This is a genomic window from Desulfolithobacter sp. (assembly GCF_054025815.1).
Window position 1 is genome coordinate 40,262 of sequence record NZ_JBPMMS010000012.1, and the last position, 21,011, is coordinate 61,272.

General features: G+C 55.8%; 17 protein-coding genes. 7 read left to right on the forward strand and 10 right to left on the reverse strand.

Annotated elements, in window-relative coordinates; translation table 11 throughout:
• Positions 1 to 2,556, forward strand: coding sequence for a c-type heme family protein (locus ACXJJY_RS02670; protein WP_456385163.1), 2,556 nt, complete (start codon positions 1 to 3; stop codon positions 2,554 to 2,556).
• 41 nt (positions 2,557 to 2,597) lie between these two features.
• On the opposite strand, the gene ACXJJY_RS02675 is transcribed toward ACXJJY_RS02670, so the two are convergent.
• The 5 genes from ACXJJY_RS02675 to ACXJJY_RS02695 all read right to left on the reverse strand — a co-directional run bounded on the left by ACXJJY_RS02675 (position 2,598) and on the right by ACXJJY_RS02695 (position 6,970).
• Positions 2,598 to 2,972, reverse strand: a complete 375-nt coding sequence (locus tag ACXJJY_RS02675; protein WP_456385164.1) for a hypothetical protein — start codon at positions 2,970 to 2,972, stop codon at positions 2,598 to 2,600.
• Between the two features lie 60 nt (positions 2,973 to 3,032).
• Entirely contained in the window at positions 3,033 to 4,679 is a 1,647-nt protein-coding gene (locus ACXJJY_RS02680) for a putative sulfate exporter family transporter (RefSeq protein WP_456385165.1), read from the reverse strand.
• A 101-nt stretch (positions 4,680 to 4,780) separates the two neighbouring features.
• Positions 4,781 to 5,074, reverse strand: coding sequence for a DUF5395 family protein (locus ACXJJY_RS02685; protein WP_456385166.1), 294 nt, complete (start codon positions 5,072 to 5,074; stop codon positions 4,781 to 4,783).
• A gap of 11 nt (positions 5,075 to 5,085) precedes the next feature.
• On the reverse strand, positions 5,086 to 5,280 hold the full coding sequence (locus ACXJJY_RS02690; RefSeq protein WP_456385167.1) for a hypothetical protein: 195 nt from the start codon (positions 5,278 to 5,280) through the stop codon (positions 5,086 to 5,088).
• 283 nt (positions 5,281 to 5,563) lie between these two features.
• On the reverse strand, positions 5,564 to 6,970 hold the full coding sequence (locus ACXJJY_RS02695) for a sigma-54-dependent transcriptional regulator (protein WP_456385168.1): 1,407 nt from the start codon (positions 6,968 to 6,970) through the stop codon (positions 5,564 to 5,566).
• Between the two features lie 183 nt (positions 6,971 to 7,153).
• On the opposite strand from ACXJJY_RS02695, the gene ACXJJY_RS02700 reads away from it, so the two are divergent.
• The 5 genes from ACXJJY_RS02700 (at position 7,154) to ACXJJY_RS02720 (ending at position 13,047) form a co-directional block, all read left to right on the forward strand.
• On the forward strand, positions 7,154 to 8,641 hold the full coding sequence (locus ACXJJY_RS02700; protein ID WP_456385169.1) for a hypothetical protein: 1,488 nt from the start codon (positions 7,154 to 7,156) through the stop codon (positions 8,639 to 8,641).
• 72 nt (positions 8,642 to 8,713) lie between these two features.
• Complete coding sequence (gene crcB / locus ACXJJY_RS02705) at positions 8,714 to 9,106, forward strand: fluoride efflux transporter CrcB (RefSeq protein ID WP_456385170.1); 393 nt, start codon at positions 8,714 to 8,716, stop codon at positions 9,104 to 9,106.
• Positions 9,107 to 9,109: 3 nt separating this feature from the next.
• Complete coding sequence (locus ACXJJY_RS02710; RefSeq protein ID WP_456385171.1) at positions 9,110 to 9,460, forward strand: DUF190 domain-containing protein; 351 nt, start codon at positions 9,110 to 9,112, stop codon at positions 9,458 to 9,460.
• Positions 9,461 to 9,605: 145 nt separating this feature from the next.
• Positions 9,606 to 11,342 carry an FAD-dependent oxidoreductase gene (locus tag ACXJJY_RS02715; protein ID WP_456385172.1) on the forward strand — a complete coding sequence of 579 codons (1,737 nt, stop codon included), beginning with the start codon at positions 9,606 to 9,608 and terminating at the stop codon, positions 11,340 to 11,342.
• 73 nt (positions 11,343 to 11,415) lie between these two features.
• A complete protein-coding gene (locus ACXJJY_RS02720) occupies positions 11,416 to 13,047 on the forward strand; it encodes a HEAT repeat domain-containing protein (RefSeq protein WP_456385173.1) in 1,632 nt (543 codons plus the stop codon).
• Between the two features lie 66 nt (positions 13,048 to 13,113).
• Here ACXJJY_RS02720 and ACXJJY_RS02725 read toward each other — a convergent pair whose 3' ends face one another.
• The 3 genes from ACXJJY_RS02725 to ACXJJY_RS02735 form a co-directional block, all read right to left on the reverse strand.
• Complete coding sequence (locus tag ACXJJY_RS02725) at positions 13,114 to 13,494, reverse strand: hypothetical protein (RefSeq protein WP_456385174.1); 381 nt, start codon at positions 13,492 to 13,494, stop codon at positions 13,114 to 13,116.
• A 325-nt stretch (positions 13,495 to 13,819) separates the two neighbouring features.
• Positions 13,820 to 14,599, reverse strand: a complete 780-nt coding sequence (locus tag ACXJJY_RS02730) for a histidinol-phosphatase (protein WP_456385175.1) — start codon at positions 14,597 to 14,599, stop codon at positions 13,820 to 13,822.
• 147 nt (positions 14,600 to 14,746) lie between these two features.
• Complete coding sequence (locus ACXJJY_RS02735; RefSeq protein ID WP_456385176.1) at positions 14,747 to 14,944, reverse strand: hypothetical protein; 198 nt, start codon at positions 14,942 to 14,944, stop codon at positions 14,747 to 14,749.
• Between the two features lie 391 nt (positions 14,945 to 15,335).
• Between ACXJJY_RS02735 and ACXJJY_RS02740 the strand changes: the two genes are divergently transcribed.
• Positions 15,336 to 16,319, forward strand: coding sequence for a YkgJ family cysteine cluster protein (locus ACXJJY_RS02740; RefSeq protein WP_456385177.1), 984 nt, complete (start codon positions 15,336 to 15,338; stop codon positions 16,317 to 16,319).
• A gap of 210 nt (positions 16,320 to 16,529) precedes the next feature.
• On the opposite strand, the gene nifJ is transcribed toward ACXJJY_RS02740, so the two are convergent.
• Both nifJ and ACXJJY_RS02750 read right to left on the reverse strand, forming a co-directional pair.
• Positions 16,530 to 20,069, reverse strand: a complete 3,540-nt coding sequence (gene nifJ / locus ACXJJY_RS02745; protein ID WP_456385178.1) for a pyruvate:ferredoxin (flavodoxin) oxidoreductase — start codon at positions 20,067 to 20,069, stop codon at positions 16,530 to 16,532.
• 235 nt (positions 20,070 to 20,304) lie between these two features.
• Positions 20,305 to 20,991 carry a CBS and ACT domain-containing protein gene (locus tag ACXJJY_RS02750; RefSeq protein WP_456385179.1) on the reverse strand — a complete coding sequence of 229 codons (687 nt, stop codon included), beginning with the start codon at positions 20,989 to 20,991 and terminating at the stop codon, positions 20,305 to 20,307.
• Positions 20,992 to 21,011: the final 20 nt, after the last annotated feature.

Consider the following 21,011-nt stretch of genomic DNA (forward strand, 5'->3'; position numbering starts at 1 on the left):
ATGAAGGTCAGATTCCAGATCGGTCTTGCCTGTATTCTCGTGTTCTTCGGGGCTATCGTCGCCCTGATCACCTATTTTTACGAAAAAAGTTTCTTTGAGGAGGAGACCTTCCAGAAAACCCAGTTGGTCATGGCCGCGGTGGAATCCACCAGGACCTATGTCCATACCACCCTGCGGCCCAGAATGTTTGAAGAGCTGGGCCCGGACCGGTTTGTCCTGGAGGCCATGTCCACCTCGTACATCTCCCGGGTGATCATGGATATCTTCCATGAAAAGCTGCCCGAGTTCAACTATCGTCGTTCTGCGCTCAATGCCAGGAATCCTGATTTTGAAGCCACCCCGAAAGAGCGGGAGATGATCACCTGGTTCCGGGATCATCCTGATGAGGAGTTGTGGTTTGGCATGATCAGGGATCAGGGCGAGGAGTGGTTCGTCCAGTTCCGACCGGTGGAGTTCTCAGCTCAATGCCTGCACTGCCACGGCGATCCAGCCGATGCCCCGGCAGCGATCCGGACCAGATATGGGAGCGACCGGGGATTTTACAAAACAGAGGGTGTGATCGCCGGGGTTCAGTCGATATCTATTCCCGCTGGCAGTCAGATGGCCGCCATCCGTGAGGCCGCCCTCCAGGTGTTCAGTTTCATTGTCCTGGTGCTGTTGTTTCTCTACGCCATTATCTGGATATTCTTTGACCGGGTGGTGGTGCGTTCCCTGCGCTCGGTCCTGACCCTGTTCAGGGACAGCCTTGGTGACAGTGAAGGAGAGAAGATCTACCAGATGGCCCGAAAAGGTGATGAACTGCGGGATCTCCATACGGCGGCCGAGATGATGGCCAACCATCTGGCGGAAAGCCGGAGAAAGCTGGAGCAGTATGCCTGTCATCTGCGCTCCATGGTCGAACAGCGGACCGAGGCCCTCAAACGTTCCCAGGAGCGGCTGCATCACCAGGTTCGGGACCGGAACAAGGAGTTGGCTCTGCTCAACACCATTGCCGGCCTGATCACCCAGACCAGGACTCTTTGCGACCTGCTCCCGGCCCTGCTGCAGGCAGCGCTCAAGGTGATTCCGGCCCGGGGAGCCGGGATATATCTCTTTGACCGTGCGCAGCGGCAGCTGGAGCTTCGCTGCCAGGAAGGAGACCAGGATCTGGCTTTGCGGCTGGAAGTCGATGCCGCTTCCCTGAGTGGTGCCCGGGTAACGGATCCGGACGCCATTGCCCGGCTGGTTGCCATCGAGGGGTGTGGCAATATCCGGTTGACCGGCGATGGGGAAAACCGGGAGCTGGGAATTCGGGTCCCGCTGTGTTGCCGGGAACGGCTGTTGGGGATGATGGTTTTTTCCGGTATCCAGCTTGAGGACCTGGATGACGCCTTACAGGCGCTTTTGATCTCCATTGGCCGCCAGATCGGTATTACCCTGGAAAGTCTGGAAAGTATCTCCCGTCTGCGTCATTCCAAGGAACTGTTGCAGACCGTCTTTGATGCCATTACCGACCCCATGGTACTGCTTGACAAAGATGGGATCGTGCGGATGGTCAACCGGGCCTTTCTCGAACACTGTGGACAGGAAGAGTCAGAGATATATGGCCGTACCACCGAGGAGCTGTCCTGCGATTCTCCGCTTCCCTTTTCCCGCTGTATTCATTTGCTGGAAGCAGGCCGCCTGCCGCAGTCGACCGAAGTGACACTGGATAACGGAACAGTGTTCACCGTCACGTTCTATCCGGTCCGGTTTTCCGGGATCGCTGAAGAATCCATTGTCTGTTTTGCCCGTGATATTACCAGGCAGCAGATGGTGGCCCGGCAAATCAAGCAGGCTGAACGGCTGGCCGCCGTTGGACAGCTGGCCGCTGGTGTTGCCCATGAAATAAACAATCCGCTTGGGGTTATTCTCTGCTATACCGATATCCTGAAAAAGGAGGTCGGAGGAGGGCAGGCCTATCGGGACCTTGTGGTGATTGAGCGTCATACCCGAACCTGCCAGAGGATCATAAGTGATCTGCTCAGTTTTGCCCGCAGTCAGAAGTCCAGCAGGGAACTGGTGAACATATCGTCTGTTCTTCTGGATATGCAGAGAATACTCAATCGGCAGATGGAGCGAAAACGGATATCGTTTTCACTGGATCTGGCCCCTGAACTTCCCTTGATCATGATGGACAGGGAACGGATCAGGCAGGTTTTGTTCAATCTCTTTATCAATGCCATCCAGGCCATCGGCGAGGACGGAGAAATTCATGTCGCCGTACGGGTGATTTCCATCCCGGACACCATGGATTCCAGGGCCCTGGAGATCAGGGTCCGGGACAGTGGCTGCGGTATCAGCCCTGATATCCTCCCCCTGATCTTTGATCCGTTTTTCACCACCAAGAATATGGAAGAGGGAACCGGCCTGGGACTGTCGGTCAGTTACGGAATTATCGAGGACCACGGCGGCACCATCACCGTGGAATCAGAGCCGGGCCAGGGTGCCGTGTTCATCATCACCCTGCCGGTGATTGAGGAGGATGCGGGGGATGAAATCAACGGGCCTGTTCAGCAAGGGAAGAAAGGAATGTGAATGGTGGTATTCCCTGGAGGGGTCAAGTCGACCGGGCCGGCTCAGACTTTGATACCCCGTTCCTGAAGGTCCGGAACGGTGAGACCGTAACGTTCCAGGAGACGGATTATCTTGTTTCTGGGCGGAATGTTGCTGAGAAACAAAAGCCCGATGAGGAGGAGGAAGAACAGTCGGCTCACACTGGAGCTGCCCCGCATGGTACTGAGTGCCAGGGGTAAAAACAGCACCCCCATGTAGAGCATGCGTTCGTAGGCGGTTTTCATCAGGAGCCGCAGTTCAGCCAGGCCCTCTTCGTCCAGTTCCGGGACTTTGTCCGGTGTCAGGCTGGCGAGCTGGCTGCGCCGTTGCTGAAACAGGTAAATAATGGACGCTCCCACAAGCAGGTAGAGAATGCCGCTGGTCATTTCCGCTGTCATTTTTCGCTCCCTGTAACCCGGCCGGATCGGAACCGGCCGGGTTTTTTTACTCTTGAAGGATCAGTTGATGGTTGCTCCTGCCAGGGACGCCATGTTGGGGATCTGCATCCCGTGGTGGAACAGGTAGGCGATGATGAGCGCCACCGGAATGATGAACAGGAACAGGGCAACAAAGTAGACCCAGACCATCTTGCCAAACTGGGCCTCGGCCAGTTTCTTGAAATCTGTGATAATACCAAGGCTCATGAAGGTCAGCATGAAGAAAAGCTTCCGCATGCCTTTTTCCACCGGCACGGCACCGGCCTTGGCGGCCTTGAGCACTGACATGCCCTCTGCGGCGCCGGCATGTCCCGGACCAAAGAAGATACCCAGGTAGACAAACCAGGCTGCAAAGTAACCAAGAACAAATTTTGGAAAGCGGAACCAGACCTCTGAGAACGGGACCCGGTCTCCTTCGTGTTTTTCTATTTTATACACCCAGACCAGGGCCAGAATAAAGGCCCACAAACCGATGAACATGTCGATCCAGATCTTGGTCATTACCGCGGAGGTGGTGATGATGCCGCTCATCCAGACCACCTGGCCGTTGGTTTCCTGTTCGATTTTGTTCCGCATGAACTCGTCGAGCAGTTCTCCGGCGGCCGCGTCGGCGCCATCGGTCTTGACAGCCATACCCATGGCCGAGCCGGCGACCAGCGGGTCACTGGTGCCCGGCCAGACATGGGTGAAGACACCGGGAAGAATAACCAGCTCGATAACAGCATAGACAACCACCAGGGCCGATACCATGATGGAGACCACCGGCCGGGCCCGGACCGCGCCACCGGTGGCTACTGCGGCGGAAACACCACAGATGGAAATGGCAGACGCCAGGACGGCGGCCGTTTTTCTGGGAAGTTTGAAGATGAGCCGGGAGAGAGAGTAGACGCCCGGCCAGAAGATCAGGTAGGCGACAACCGTAGCCGCGGCCCCGGCGGTGAACAGGTCAAAGGTGAGATTGGCCATTTCATGGCCGATCTGGGCTCCTTTGCTGCCGAGGTGGGCGGTCTGGAGAACGGCTTTGATCGGCAGGTAGCCGACCTTGACGCCCAGGAAGACGATGGCGGTCTTGATGAACCATTCCGGCTTGGCCGCCTCGCTGAGATAGCGGGCCAGGGGTTTGAAGAAGTTGCCGATGATCAGGCCGACAATGAGGGCCAGGATGAACGATGCTCCGCCTCCCAGCGAAAGGGTGAACATCTGTGGAAAATGGCTTTTTTTCAGGTCAACCACTGAAGCGGAGAAAAAGGCGTGGTGGCCTATGAACCAGACAAAATAGGTCAGAAAGAAAATAATGGTCCATCCTGCCACGTACCGCTTCACGTCCCATTTTTGGAAATAGGCGCCGATGGTGGTCGCGACGGTGAATACTACGTAAGTAACCAGGATTGAACCAATGGGGCCCAGAGCCTTGTAGGTGTCTTTTGCGGTCAGGCTGTATTTGCCGCCCAGGGCGTAGAAGGCTTTGTCGATGGTGACGATTTTTTTGGCAATGGCCCCGTCGGGCAGGCTGAAGACCCATTTCTTGGGATAGGCAATCCAGCCAACGAGGTCAATGCCGGCCAGGGTGAGCAGGCCAAGGCCAAAAAAGGTGAGGCCGAGCCACACTGCCCACCAGTCTTCGGTTGTGAGCATGCCTGAGTACCAGGCGCGTTGTGTTTTTGCCATTTCTCTATTCTCCTCCCTTCATGGTTTATTCTTGAAACATAAACCGGCTTTAAAGGACCGTGCAGGACCCGGACTCCGTTACCAGGTCACAGCCCCGGAACTCAGTTGTACCTCAGCGGCAGTTCAAGGATCCGGTTGAAGTAATGATTCATGAATGGCCGCATCCAGCCGGGAATCATTTCGTTGTCGCTGGTCATGAAGACCTCGAGCGGTTCCTGTTTCCATACATGCTGCAGGGCTGATTCCAGCTTGCGGTCCAGCTCGTCGAGTGTGGGCGCGGACAGTGAGGTCAGCTGATCACCGGACAGGGTCCAGTTGCGGCCATCGTGACCAAGGATCAGTTCAATGGTTTTTCGGTTCTTTTTTGCGTTTTTTGTCTTTTTTTTCCTGAACATGGTTGTTCCTCTCAGTGGAGAACGGATGACGGGACAAGCATCAGACCGACAACCAGGGCAATGGCTGCGGCGATCAGCGAGCCCACGACCAGCTTGGTCTCCACTGGTTCCCAGGGCTCGGCGCCTTCGAGAACACTGCTGGTGTCCATTTCGCCACCGGACAGAGTTCCGGATCCACTGGACTTCATCTGTTTCTTCTCTGTCATGACTACCTCCGTTTTAAAGCATGGTTCGCGATTTTCCCGCCCGCTCCGCCTGGATGTGCGTGGTGCGGACGCCCTGTCTACAGCCTCGAAATTGCAACAGGTATGCCGTCCCGGAGATGGTGTGGGCCCATGTATTTAACTATTTGACAGGATGAATAATTTTTTTTATCAAAACCATGAGACCGGGTCGGGAAAAGGGCTGTGGAAGGGAAAAAGCAGCAGTATTTTGATGACAGTGCCAGATTTTTTTTGCAGTAAAGCGGGCAGGTACAGGCAGGGCAGGTCAGGACCGGGCGGTGCGGAACTGCTGGGCCGAGATATTGTATTTGCGCAGCAGGTGCTGGAGGGACTGGCGTTCCAGGCCGCACTCCCTGGCGGCCTGGCTGACATTACCGCCGGTTCGTTTGAGAAGTCTGGTGAGGTACCTGGTGCTGAATAGCCGCAGAGCCTGGTTTTTGGCACTCCGGTAGTCCATGTTGAGCAGGGCTTCCATGTCGTCCTCGCCGCAGGTACAGGGATTGTCTTCAAGGGCGAGGTCCTGCGGCTGTATGACCGGGCCGGGGGCGAGGAGTACTGTCCGCTTGATGGTGTTTTGCAGCTCCCGGACATTGCCGGGCCACCTGGCCTGGCAGAGTTGACGTACGGCCTCGGGCGAGAGAGTTTTGGGTTCCCGGTTCTGTTCCCGGCAGTAGTGATTGAGAAAATGCTCGGCCAGAAGCGGAATGTCCTCGCACATGGAACACAGGGGAGGCATCTGGAGGGTGATTTCACTGAGGCGGTAGTAGAGGTCTTCGCGGAACTGGCCCTGGCGCATTTTTTCCTGGAGATCCTGATTGGTCGAGGCGATGATCCGCACGTCGATCCTGCGGGTCCTGGTACCGCCCACCGGGCGGATTTCCCGCTCCTGGAGGACGCGGAGCAGTTTTGTCTGCAACCCGAGGGGCAGGTCGCCGATTTCATCGAGAAACAGGGTGGAGCCGTCGGCGGCGGCAAAGAGTCCCGGATGGTCCGTATCCGCGCCGGTGAAGGCACCTTTTTTATGGCCAAACAGTTCACTTTCCAGCACCGCTTCCGGCAGTGCAGGGCAGTTGACGGCGATCATTTCCCGGTCAGAACGGTCGCTGAGCCGGTGGATGGTCTTGGCTGCCAGCTCTTTACCGGTCCCTGACTGGCCGGTAATAAGTACCGAGATGTTGGAGGCGGCCACCAGTTTGATTACCGACAGAACCTGGGCCAGGGCAGGACTCTGACCGATGAAACGCCCGGTTTCACGCTGGGCTTTGATCTGGCGTTCCAGGTTGACGTTTTTCTGGAGCAGGTGGCGTCGTTCCAGGCAGTTGCCGATGATGTGGAAGAGCTGTTGGTGGTTGAGCGGTTTGGTGATGAAGTCGTAGGCTCCCTGCTGGAGGGCCTTGACCGCCTGGTCAATGGTTCCGTAGGCTGTCATCAGGATGACATCGGTTCCGGGAAATTCGTTCTTGATTCGCTCCAGCAGTGCCATGCCGTCCATGTCCGGCATGCGGATGTCGGAGAGGACGATCTGGATATCCATGCTCTGGAGCAGGGTCAGGGCCTTGTGCCCGCAGTCAGCTGTCAGGACCTCGCAGTCCAGCGAGCTGGCGGCAAGGCGCTTGAGTCCGGCCAGCAGGTCGGTCTCGTCGTCAACAATGAGCAGAGTGTCGGCAACCACGGCAGATGTATCCGAAACAGTGACTGTTTATTCAACCTTTTTCAGGCGGCTCAAACGTTCAATCTGGGTGCGAATCATGGTTTGCACCAAGTACATTGTACGTACCCTGATCCCTGTTGACAAGGATCCTCTTTCGCGGCAAGGTAGCCATCAGGTGTAGGTTAGAACAGCAAGAGGCGCGAGTTGGCAGCAAAGAACACGAGAAAAATACTGTGGATACCCGTTCTGTTCCTTGCCGGACTGTTTTTTTTCTTTCTGCCTGTCTTCCTTTCCTCTGCAGTGGTTCTGGACCTGATAGAACAAGAGCTCCGTTCACGCCTGTCCATTACTCTGGAACTGGGTTCCTGCTCCATTGGCTGGTTTCGGGGTCTGGAAGTCCGCAATCTGACCTGCCGGAAGCCGGAGTTGGGTGTAGAGTTGACTGTCCCCAGGGTCAGCGGTAGCCGCGGGCTGCTTGCCCTGGTTGCGGCGCCGAAAAATCTTGGAGTTTTCACCCTTGAGCAACCGGTTGTCCGGGTCGGGATCCGGTCCCGTACACAGTCACCGGTCCAGACTACCAGGCAGGAGTCCATCGGTGAGGCCGTTCCGGGGACCTGGTTTCTCCCGCCCTGGGACGAACTGCTGGTCCAGTTACGTATAATCGATGGAGCCATCCAGCAAGCGGGCCTGTTATCGGAGACCCCGCATCGCTTCCGCATCAAGGCCGCCCTGGAAGGTGGCACCATTACCTTTTCCTCTTCGGTGCTCCTGGCCATGGATAAGGGCCAGGTGGTCACGGTCAGGGGGCGGGTCAATCTGCCTCCCGCACATCTGGGAATAGACACCGGTGCCCTGGTGGTCAAAGCCAGTGTCGGGGCACGTCATTTTGCCCTCGCCTCGCTGCTGGAGCGGATTTCAGGGCGTACCGGGTGGCCGTTGCGAGGTGATGGTGTTCTGGATCTGGACCTTGAATACCACTATTCCGGTTCCGGGTTCGTGCTCGAGAGCCAGGCCCAGGTCAAACAGTTTGCGCTGTTTTACCGACAGAAGAATATTCTTTCCGGGGAGCCTCTCAAAGTTCGGTTGAGCCTGGGTGGTACAGGAACCCGGCTGGGAAAGGGATTGGTCCGGGAAGGACGACTGCAGCTTGATTCCCGACCTGGCCGGCTTTGGTTTGATTTTGAAAATTTCCCTGTCCCGGTTTCCGCAGCGTTGCAGGGACGCTACCGGGTTTTTCTGAATATGGATCTGGAGCGACTTGGCGCCATCCTGCACCAGGGAAAATGGCTTGATCCGGAACTGCGTTTTGGCGGGAGTTTGCAGCTGGAGGGTGCGGGCTATTTTGAGGATTCCCTGCTTGTGCTGCCGCGATTTAAGATGATAGGGGAGCAGGTGGTCTTCCGTGGTCCTCTCGATTGTGTCGAGGAACCTCATCTCGCGGTCCAGGCTGGTCCGGGAGGCGATCCCGATCAGGCGGTTATGGCGGTCAGACCTTTGACTGTGGCCACGGCCATGGAACCCTGGTTCCGGGCCGGCGGTGGCCATACGGCGGTTGATTTGACCGGCCATACTGTGTATCTTCGTGGATTACGTCTTCAAACCAGCGCTGGAACCATCAGCCTGGACGAGATGGTATTTGACGACTGGTCCCGGTTCCTGTCCGGAGCGGTCCAGATATTGAAACAGCGGTGACCTCGGCCTGCAGACCAGAGATTCTTCTGGATCTCCCGGCCGGGAGGCGCAGAGAATTTTGCAGCAGGTGTCATGGAATCACTGGGCAGACTGGCTATTATAGGCATGGGCGGTTTCACGGGCGCGGTGCTGAGATACCTGGTCAGCGGCTGGGTCCAGGATCGGTCCGGCTCCATCGTTTTTCCATTTGGCACCATGGCGGTGAATATGCTCGGCTGTCTGGTTATCGGCCTGCTGTCCCAACTGGTGGAAACCAGGGGTATGCTGTCGGTGGAGACCCGTGCTTTTGTCCTTATTGGTCTGCTTGGAGCTTTCACCACTTTTTCGACTTTTGGCAACGAAACCCTGAATCTGATCCGGGATGGCCGTATGGGCCTGGCCACGGCCAATGCCGGTAGCCAGGTTGTTGTCGGTCTCCTGATGGTCTGGCTTGGCCGGATGATAGCATCTGCTATCTGGAGGTGATCCATGGAACTGCCCGGAGAGGGATATATGCTGCGGGTGATTATCGGCGAAAAGAACCGGTGTGATGGTAAACCACTCTACGAGTGGCTGGTATTGAAGGCCCGTGAATGCGGGATTGCAGGGGCCACTGTGATTCGGGGTATGATGGGATACGGCGCTAATTCCCGGATCAAGACCGCATCTATTCTCCGACTGTCCGAAGACCTGCCAGTGATTGTCGAGTTTATCGATACCCGGGATATGCTGGAACAGTTTTTCGAGATCATAGATCCCGTACTTGATGACGGCCTGGTCACCTTTGAAAAAATGCATATTCGAATGTATCGGGGGGGTCGGTCCGGTTCCAGGTCCTGATTGTTGGATGATCATCCTTTCCGGTCCTTGAACGGGGTTTTATTTAGCTCTGTGGTACAGAGTCTTTCCGTGCTGAATCGATACGTTATTTTTCTGCACACCAGGTAATCTCGGTGGCGATCAATTTTTTTCACAGGAGGAGAAAATGAGTGAGGTCAAGAAAGTTCTCATTATCGGCGGGGTGGCTGCCGGACCCAAGGCCGCCTGTCATCTGAAAAGAGTCAGGCCCGGATGGGAGGTGACCGTTGTCGACCAGGATTCTCTCATATCGTACGGCGGCTGTGGCATTCCCTACTATGTCTGTGGCGATGTCTCCGATGAATCCGAGCTCCGTTCCACCTCGTTTCACATGATCCGGGACGAGAAGTTTTTTGCCGATGCCAAGGGGGTCACTGTGCTGACCAGGACCCGGGCCCTTTCCATCAACAGAAAGGACAAAAAGGTGCTGGTGGAAAATCTCGACACTGGTGAGCAAACTGAGCTGTCCTATGACAAACTCATGCTGGCCACCGGAGCCCGGCCGGTTGTTCTTCCTGTCCCTGGAACAGATTTGGACGGGGTTTTCACCATCTCGGATCTCCATAAGGCCATCGAGATAAAGAAAAGAATTGCCCGGGGCATGGTGGAAAAAGCCGTGGTTATCGGCGGTGGTGCCATCGGTGTGGAGATGGCCGAGGCCCTGACCGATCTCTGGGGGGTACAGACGTCCCTGGTGGAGTTTATGCCTCAGTTGCTGCCACGGATCGTGGACTGGGAATTTGCCGCCATGCTCAAAACCCACCTCGAAGAAAAGGAGATCGCGGTTTATACGGGTGAAGGTGCAACCGAGCTGGTCGGCAATGACGAGGGCAAGGTGGTGGCGGTCAAGACACCGGAGCGGACCCTGGAAGCTGATCTCGTTATTATGGCCGCCGGTGTACGGCCGCGCAGCGAGCTGGCCAGGGAGGCCGGTCTTGCGGTGGCTCCCTGGGGTGGGGTCGTGGTCAACCGCAGGTTGCAAACAACCGACCCTGATATCTACGCCGCCGGCGACTGCATCGCCACCACCAACCTGATCACAGGCAAGGAGACCTATGCGCCGCTGGGTTCGCTTGCCAACCGCGAGGGGCGTATTGTCGGCGACAACATGGCCGGCATTCCGTCCACCTTTGACGGAGTGGTCGGCTCCTTTATCATGAAGGCCTTTGATCGGTGTATCGCAGCCACGGGCCTGACCTTCGAGGCGGCCCTGGCCGAGGGGTTCGAGGCGGATTATGCCCTCACCGCTCCCTCGGACCGGGCCCATTTCTTTCCCGGTGAGGCCATTGTCGTCTACCAGATGGTCTTTGATAAACGGACCCGGAAGGTCCTGGGGCTGCAGGGATTCGGGATGATGAACGATTCCATTTCCGCTCGCATCGACACCGCGGCGGCCCTCATCAGCAAGGGGGCGACCATCGAGGACTTCATCACCGTGGAAATGGCTTATGCGCCGCCTTTTTCCGCCGCTGTCGATTCAATTAATGCGGCGGCCTTTGTGGCCGACAATATCTGTGCCGGCCGGCTGAGGAAGGTGTCCATGCGCCGTTTCCTGGCCTGGATGGAGGACTTCTCCCGGGAACCTGACTGGGCGGCCCTGGACATCCGCCATCCACTGGAAGCCTCGCCCTTTGTGGAAAAATTTGGCGCCGGGCGGTGGGTGGCGGTGCCCTATGCCGAGGTTCGGAAACGGCACCAGGAAATTCCCGATGACAAAACCTTGATCATTCTCTGCGACGCCGGGACCAGATCCTTTGAGGTTCAAGTCTTTCTTGACCATATTGGAAAAACGAATACCATGGTATTAAGCGGTGGTTTTAACGTGATCCGCCGTATCGGGGTGGACTGGATTCCCCGGCAATAGGTCTTGGCTGGTCCCGGGAGACGATCAGTGTTTCCCGGGACATGATCAATTTATGGAAACAAGGAGCGGATGAATGGCAGGCGTGAATCCCGAACACATGGTCCAGGAAATACGGGACAATATCAAGACCGGTGACACTCTCAAGGCTTGTCTTGTCCTTGATCATCTTGCGGATGTGGACAAGACAAGCCAGAACCGTATTCTTTACGAGCTGTCCCGGGCCGATCCCAGGTTCAGTGTTCGGCTTCTCAACTACCTGCTCACAACTCAGCCCGAGCTCTGTAATTCCCTGCCCGTGGTCCGGGAAACACTGATATCCCACCTGATCGCTTATCCGGATGTCCTTATCGAGAGTCTGCGTGATCCGCAGATCAAGGATAAAACCATCATGATCGAGACCGCTGGTGAGCTGCGCCTCGAGGAGGCAACCCAGGCGTTGATTGATCTCCTTGGCGAGACCGATGATTCCCTGCAGATCAAGCTGATTATAGAGACCCTGGGGCTGATAGGGGATCCCCAGTGTATCAATACCCTGACCGATTACCTCTACTCGGCGGACCGGGAGCTGATCATCACCGCCATTCATGCCCTGGGGATGGTGGGTACTTCCACGGCCATGCATCGCCTGGCAGAACGGATGGGGACAGATAACGAGCTTGATTTTCTGATTCTCGGTATTTTCGCCGATGTCCAGGATTCGGTCTCGCTGGAAAAATTAAACGACACCCTCCGGTCCCATTATGCCCATATGAGGACCTATGCAAAAGAGGAACTGATCCGGATCGGAGTCAAGTCGGTACCGGTGCTCATCGAAAATCTCAAGGAAGAGGACGATGATCTGCTCATCCATACTCTGAACGTACTCGGAGATATCGGGGATGAGAGCGCCATCATGCCGATCCGTAAACTGTTGAACAGCGAGCCGCGCAATGCAAATGTCCGGTTTGCCGCCTATGAGGCCCTGGCCAGGCTGCCGCTGCGCAAGGGCGCCTACACCCTGGCTGCCGGACTGACCGATCCGGAGGACCATGTCTGCATTGCCGCGGCCCGGGCCATTGATCGGAATTTCAATGAGATTCTCGCCGCAGGAATAAAGAATCTGATCAAAAACGACAGCGACGAAGCGCGCCATATCGTCAAGATTATCGTCAATGCCCAGGTAGACAATGTTTTCCTCAGTCTGGCCGGAGAAGATTATTTCCAGGAAAAAGCCCTTATCTATCTGCCCCATGCGCACAAGGATATCCGTGATCACTATGTTCAGTTGCTCAAAAAGCATGGCCTGGACAGCTTTGCGTCCCGGATTGGTGACGGGACTGTCGATGCTGCCGGCAGCCGGCAAAAGATCTGCGCTGTGGATGATTCACGGATGATTCTCAATATCTACAAGGCAACCCTGCATGAGCTTGGCTTTGAGCCGGTTCTGTTCGAGTTTCCGGCCGGGGCCCTGGAATGGCTTGAGAAGGAGAAACCGGCCCTGGTCCTTACCGATTTGAACATGCCGGAAATCACCGGTATTCAGCTTACGGAAAAGATCCGGGAGAAGTATGGGGCCTCAGAGTTGCCCATTATTATGGTGACCACCCAGGGGGATACCCAGGATCATGAGGCGGCACAGAAGGTCGGCGTGAACGATATCCTGATCAAGCCGTTCAGTGCCGAGTCTCTGAAAAAGGCCATGGGGAAATATATCGCGGTTTCCTGATCCTGGAAAGGTCGTTGGGGTGAAGGCAGGGAAGCGGGTTACCGGATATGGCACCCGCTTTTGTTGTCAGTGGAGTGTGGAGCCGCCTGACGACACGGTTTCTGTCCTCTGGCTGAGCCGGTTTCTGATGGTAGCGCCGGTGTCGGACTTCACAAGGTCGGCCAGGAAGCAGATGGCCCTGGCCGAGGGATGGGAACGCAATTTTTCCGTATTTAAGACTTCCTGGACTAAAACCGGTGTCTCCGCCTGCCATATCCGGTGGAGAATTGTTTCCATGTCCATGCCGGACATGCGGAGCCGGGCCAGGTCGGTAGCGTACAAGCCCATGGCGGTATTCTTCCTGCCGATTCGCAGGACCAGTGGTTGCAGGTTTTCCAGTGGTTCCCTGAGTACCAGGGCAGATACACTGAGCCAGTGGCTGGTCTGGTCGCTGATAAGCTGTTTCATTTTACTTTTCTCTCCCTTCTGCATGGCCCATCCCCGTCGCACCCCTGACCAGTTGCAACTTCTGGACAGGTGAAATTCCCTGGTCACAAACCCGGTAACGCTATACGATTGTGCTGTCTCTGTCCGGTCGTTGCCCGGTCCGGTTCAGGACCTGTCAGTCCTCCTGACGATGAATAATACCGAACGGATCTCACAGGTTTGTCACATTTCTCCAGGTCGGGATTCTTTTCAGGGTTGCGGCATTTTTCTGTGGGAGGGAAGGGTGTGGCTGAATCGAGCGGCTGGTTATTGCAGACGGCGGATCGAAGCCAGGTTTATGTTTGGGTCAGTTGCCAATGTTGAGAAGGCGGGCAAGGTCCCTGAAATGGCGACCCACCTGGCCTGGATGGTGGGCATCCGACCCGGCAGTCAGTAAAATGGCACGATCTCTGGCTCTGGCGATGATGTCCGGCGACGGATGGGGGGTGTCGCGGATGGAAAAACCGGAGGTGTTGATCTCCAGGGAAATGTTCCGGCTGGCCATGAGGTCGAGCAGAGTGTCTATCTGGCGGTGGTGGGAAGGCAGGAGACAATATCCGGGGTGGTGGCGCATGACCGCGTCCAGGTGACAGAGCACGTCGCACTTCAGTTCCTGGACAGCTTGAACGAGACCGCTGAGATAGTCGCTGATAACCTGTTCGACACCGATTCGCCCCAGCACGGTCATGTTTTCTCTCCTTCGGCTGACCATGTTGTAATGACGTGAGCCCACCCGATAGAAATGGTAGGAAAGGCCGATCCGTTCAAAGGGCCAGCGTGCGAGCTGGGCCTGCAGCAGATCCACGGCCTCGGGATTATAGCCCGCTTCCACTCCAAGCTCGATGGTGAGCTGGCCTTTATATTTATCCTGGAGCCGGGAACCTTCGGCGAAATAGCTGTTGAAGTCATGCTCCCTCAGCCAGGTTCGTTGCGGGTAGGTGATATCTGCTTCCAGGTGTTCGAGAAAGGTCAACCGCGTCAGGTTGCGTCTGAGCGCAGCCCGGACATAGTCTTCCATCTCGCCCCGGGCGTGGTTGCACAGTCTGGTGTGGACGTGGGTGTCGGATCTGAGATCGTAGTCAGTCACGGGACAGGGGTGGCGCCGGCAAAGGGGAGAGAAAATGGTCACGCTCTGCACTGCCTATCGACCACCAGGAGGAAAGAGAGATTCGGTGGAGTTCAGGACCGGGCTGGCGGGGTGGTCTGGAAACCCAGGTGGTCGGCGGCCACAGGTTCAGGCATTTCCCCGGGGAAAGAAATGAATCACACCATCAATGTCAGAGGTGTCACAGATATCACCGATTTCCAGTTCGATTTCAATGAACTCATCCATCCCTTTCATCTCAAGAGAGAAGGAAGGACCATCGGGCAGGTGGTAGATCAGGGTTTCCACCTTGCTCAGGTCAATGGGGGTGGTAAAGATTTTTTTCATCTGGGTTGTATGGTTAAGGTATGAAGATCATATTTTACGAGAGCAGATAAATATATATACTTTTCATGGAAATGGCAAGGAGTCCCGACCCTGGCCCCTGGAAAGTTCAGCTGTTTTTTTATTCATTCCCCTGGTCAGTGGTCTTATCATTTGACAGAAAACAAGGAGGTGGTACAATAAAAGATTGTGTTTTCTGTCTGCTTTCAAAGAGCTGCGGGCTGGTTCCCGGCCAAAACCCGGACCGGGACGGGACAGTGTTTCGGCCGGGAGATCATCTGGGGCAGGGCCAGGATGTGCGAGCTGACAAGGGCTTGCCTCTTCTGGTTGGCAGACGGGATATCCCCTTGATCCTGATACCAAAGACAAACCTTTATAAAGGATATTGCATAGCATGACAGAGACAAAAAAGAGCTTTACAGGTAAAGAAAAAGATTTCAGTACGATAACGGACAAGAATCCCTCCCATATCCTGCCGGAGAAACTGACCCTGGACTCCCATCTCCAGTTTCAGTGTCATCCCGGTGTTTCCTGTTTTACCGCCTGCTGTCATAATATCAAGATCGTTCTGACCCCGTACGATATTTTGATCCTGCGTCAGCGCCTCGGAATCCCGGCTCATGAATTCATTATGAAGTACACCGAGCCAACCTACCTTGAAAAGACCGACATGCCGGGGGTCCAGATCAAGCTGACGGAAGAGAAAAAAGCCTGCCCTTTTGTCACGCCCGAGGGATGTACCGTTTACTCTGACCGTCCGTCCGCCTGCCGGTATTATCCGGTTGGCATGGCCGATTTCCATGAAGGGGGCAGCAACGACGCCAAGGAGGAAAAGTTTTTCTTCATAGTCAAGGAACCGCACTGTAAGGGTTTTGAAGAGCCCAAACACTGGACTATCGGTGAATGGCGGGCTGATCAGGGGGTGGATGTACGGGATGAAATGAACAAGGAGTGGTTGCGTCTGGTCATGCGCCGCAAGTCCTTTGGTCACCAGGCTTCCCTGTCCGAGGCTGCAAAGCGGATGTTTTTCATGGCCTCTACCGATCTTGATTCCTTTCGCAAGTTCATCTTCGAGAGCTCCTTTCTCGATACCTACGAGGTGGATCAGGAGACCCTGGACAAGATCCGGGAAGATGATATCGAACTGATGCTGTTCTCGTTTAAATACCTGGCCAACACCCTGTTCGGGGCCGAAGGCCTGAAGATTCGGGAAGAGAAGATCAAGGCTAAGGTCGAAGAGATCAAGAAGCGCCAGGATGAAGCTCTGAAGAAGGCTGAGCAGGAGTATCTGGAACTCAAGGCTGAACGAGAGCGGATGAAAAAAGACCAGGAGAAGCGCGCCAGGGAACTGGCGGCCGGTAAAGAGGCCAAAGGTTGATGCCCTTTCCCTGCATTGCCTGCAGGTAGACGTCAGAGGTCGGGTAAGCGTTAGATTCCTGGCACGTTGGGTCCGGGAGGGAAGAGGGTAGTTGCTCGCAGCTCCCCCGGTCCGGGCGAGCATCATTATAAAAAAGTATAAAAAAAGCCCTTCCAGCGCTGGAAGGGCTTTTTTTATTTACATGCTTCGTTTTAAGATCAGCTAACCTGCTCAACCCTCTTCCAGGGCTTTGTAACGTCCCATCAGGAACTTCCAGGAACGCTCCACGTCCTTCTGGGCCTGCTCCATGAGTTTGTCGGCCATTTCCGGATTGGTCAACTTCAGCATGCGGTAGCGGTTTTCCGCCAGCGCATACTCGGAAAACGGAATGGACGGCTCTTTGGAGTCAATGATGAGCGGATTCTTGCCTTCCTCTTCCAGAAGCGGGTTGTACCTGTACAGCGGCCAGTGACCACAGGCAACCGCTTTTTTCTGCTGCTCAAGCCCAAAGGCCAGGTTCAGGCCGTGGTTGATGCAATGCGAGTAGGCGATGATCAGCGAGGGACCGTCGTACGCCTCGGCCTCGTTGAAGGCCTTGACGGTCTGCTGCGGGTTGGCTCCGAGCGCTACCTTGGCCACGTAGACGTTGCCGTAGGTGGAGAAGATCATGCCCATGTCTTTCTTGGGCATCTTCTTGCCGCCGGCTGCGAACTGGGCTGTGGCTGCGCGCGGAGTGGACTTGGACATCTGACCACCGGTATTGGAGTAGACCTCGGTATCCAGAACCAGAACATTGACGTTCTCGCCAGAGGCCAGCACATGGTCAAGACCACCGTAACCGATATCGTAGGCCCAGCCGTCACCACCTATGATCCAGACGGATTTTTTGACCAGGTAATCGGCCACGTGGTAAAGGCGAACGGCAACCGGGTTCCTGTTGCCTTCCAGCTTGGCCTTGAGTTTGTCCACGCGTGCCCGCTGCTGTTCGATTTCGTCCTGAGTCTTCTGGGACGCCTCGATCATTTCGGTGGCCATTTTCCTGGTGACCAGCTTTTGAGCTGCCGCTTCCTCCAGCAGCTCCACTGCCTGCAGGGCCAGTTTGTTCACTGACTGGCGCATTCCAAGGCCAAACTCGGCATTGTCCTCGAACAAAGAGTTGGACCAGGAAGGTCCTCGGCCGTCTTCGCGCTGACAGTAAGGAGTTGTGGGCAGGTTACCGCCATAGATGGAAGAACATCCGGTGGCGTTGGCGATCATCATCCGGTCGCCGAACAGCTGCGTGGCCAGCTTGATATAAGGGGTCTCGCCGCAGCCGGCGCAGGCACCGGAGAACTCGAACAGCGGCCGCTTGAGCTGGCTGCCCTTGATGGTGGCCGGATTGATGAGCGAGTTGTCCACTTCGGGAAGTTGCATGAAGTACTTCCAGTTCCCGGACTCACGTTCGCGCAGGGTCTCGGTGTTATCCACCATCTGCAGGGCCTTCTTCTTGGCCGGGCAGACACCAACGCACAGCGTGCAGCCGACACAGTCCTCGGTGGAAACCTGAAGAGCGAACTTCATGCCTTTGAACTGCTTGCCCACCGCGTCTATGGTCTTGAAGCTCTTGGGCATCTTCTTGAGATCTTCCGGCTTGACCAGCTTGATCCGCAGGCAGCCGTGCGGGCAGACCAGGGAGCACTGGCCGCACTGTATGCAGTTTTCCGGAATCCACTCGGGTACATGGACTGCAATGTTACGTTTTTCCCACTGGGTGGTGGCGGTGGGCCAGCGGCCGTCGGCCGGGATCTGGGAAACCTTGAGTTCTTCACCCTTGCCTTCGATCATCTTGGCCGTGACTTCCTTGACAAAATCAGGAGCTTCGTCAGGAACGGTGGGCGGCACCTCGTGCCCGGTGATTTTGCCTGGGATCGTGACCTCGACGATATTGTTGATCGCCGCGTCAACTGCGTCAAAATTCATCTTGACGACCTTTTCGCCTTTTTTGCCATAGGTCTTCTCGATGGCATCCTTGATCGCCTTGATGGCCTGCTCCTTGGTCAGGATACCGGAGATCAGGAAGAAGGCCGTCTGCATAATCATGTTGATGCGCGCTCCCAGGCCGATGGCCTCGGCGAGCTTGATGGCATCGATGATGTAGAACTTGGCTTTCTTTTCGATAAGTTGCTTCTGAACCTTGGCCGGCAGATGATCCCAAACCTCGTCTTTGTTGTAGCTGGTGGTCAAAAGAAAAATGCCGCCTTCCTCCAGGTTGGACAGCATGTCGTACTTGTCCAGGAAGGTAAAGTTGTGGCAGGCGATAAAGTTTGCCTTGTTGATCAGGTAGGGAGCCTCGATGGGGTTCTGACCGAAGCGCAGATGCGACACGGTCATGGACCCGGACTTTTTGGAGTCGTAAACAAAGTAACCCTGGGCGTAGTTGTCGGTCTCGGTGCCGATGATCTTGATGGTGTTCTTGTTGGCGCCGACCGTGCCGTCGGAGCCCAGACCGTAGAACATGGCCCGGAAGACGTCTTCTCCCTCGATGTTGAAGTCTTTGTCGTAGTCGAGGCTGGTGAAGGTCACGTCGTCCTGCGGTCCGACACAGAAGTGGTTCTTGGGTGCCATGGCGGCCATGTTGTCGAACACGGCCTTGACCATGGCCGGGCTGAACTCGGCCGAGCCCAGTCCATAGCGGCCGGAGAGGACGAGCGGCATCGAGGCGGCCCGGTTGGCCTCAAAGGCCTCGGCAATGGCGGCCCGAACGTCGAGATAGAGAGGTTCGCCGGCGGAACCAGGCTCCTTGCAGCGATCCAGGACCGTGATCCGTTTGACCGTGGCGGGCAGGCTGTTGACCATGGCCCTGGCATCAAAGGGCCGGTAGAGACGAACAATAACCACGCCGGCCTTTTTGCCCTGGCTGGCCAGGTAATCAATAGTGGCGGCCACGGTTTCCGCACCGGAGCCCATGATGACAATGACGTCTTCGGCATCCGGAGAGCCGTGGTAATCAAAGAGTCTGTACTGGCGGCCGGTGAGTTTGGCGAACTTATCCATGGTATCCTGGACGATTCCGGGAACGGCCTGGTAGTACTTGTTGACGGTCTCGCGACCGGTAAAATACACATCCGGATTCTGGGCGGTACCGCACATTGATGGGCGGTCCGGCGTCAGGGCCCTCTTGCGGTGCGCTATGATCAGTTCCTCGTCGATCATGGCCCGCATGTCGTCGTAAGAGAGCTGTTCGACTTTCTCGATTTCATGCGAGGTCCGGAAACCGTCGAAGAAGTGCATGAAGGGAATGCGCGATTTAAGTGTGGACTGAGTGGCAATCAGGGCGAAGTCCTGCGCTTCCTGGACATTCTGGGAGCAGAGCATGCTCCAGCCGGTCTGGCGGGCAGCCATCACGTCACCATGGTCACCGAAGATGGAGAGTCCCTGGCAGGCCAGTGAACGGGCGGTGATATGGAAGACCGTCGGAGTCAGCTCTCCGGCGATCTTGAACATGTTTGGCAGCATCAGCATCAGGCCCTGTGAGGCGGTGAAAGTGGTGCACAGGGCTCCGCTCAACAGGGAGCCATGCAGAGAACCTGCCACTCCGCCTTCGGACTGCATCTGGGAGATGACCGGAACAGAGCCCCAGATATTCTCCTGCTTGGCATTGGCCTTGGCATCAGCTTCGGCCGCCATGGGAGATGAAGGAGTGATGGGATAGATCGTGATAACTTCACTGGTGGCATAGGCAACATGGGTGCACGCCTGATTGCCGTCAATGGTGACCATTTTTCGCGACATAAAAACTCTCCTTGACTTGCTTTAATTGACGTTTACCGGCAACAGATCAGTGGTGCCGGCAAATCTAAAGGTCTCTCTGAAATCTGTTTTTCTCTCCAGCCCCGGTACCGTTGTTGTTTTTTCCTTTTGTCGTCCGGCGCTTGTGATCGACGCACGGGAATAAAGGCTTAGCTGGTGTGAATCCGGACAGAAATCCCGTTTTTCAGATAGACCTGAAACAGGTTTTTTGTTCCCCTCAGTTGCACTTTGTAGGCAGGTTCTTCAGATCATCCTTGCCATGATAGACTATGCGGTAGTTTTCCAGTTTGCTGATGGCTTCTTTCAGGGTGTCGACATTGGTGTCATCGATGGATATACGGATTGCTACCCGTTTCATCCCCGGAGGTGCGTCATCAAATGAGGTGAGGATGGAAAGGACTCTGGCGTCCTGCTTGCGCAACAGATCGATAACTCTGGATACGGAACCGGGCTTGTCGGGCATATCGATGACAAACTGGTGGGCGCCATCCTGGATACCGGTGGCGTGAATGAAGCCGCGCAGAATGTCGGTTTCACTGAGCAGGCCGACAAGGTTGCCCTCGTTGTCGAGAATCATGATTCCGGAAATTTTTTCCTTGAGCATGACCAGCGCGGCTTTCTCAAGGGTATCGTCATCCCGCAGGCTGATACATTTGTCCGTCATCACGTCCTTGATCTTCATCTCGGAGAGCAGGTAGTACATCTCGTGCAGGTCGACCTCCGAGGTTGTCGAGGGTGAAGCCTCCTTGAGGTCACGGTCAGTGACAACACCAACCAGTTTGCCGTGGGACATGACCGGCAGCCGACGGATATTGTTTTCTTTCATGATCCGTGTGGCCCGCATGACAGAGGTGTTGATGTCCACTGTAAGTATGGCTGTGGTCATCCAGTCTTTGATCAGCATGGAAACCTCCTTGGTTGGAA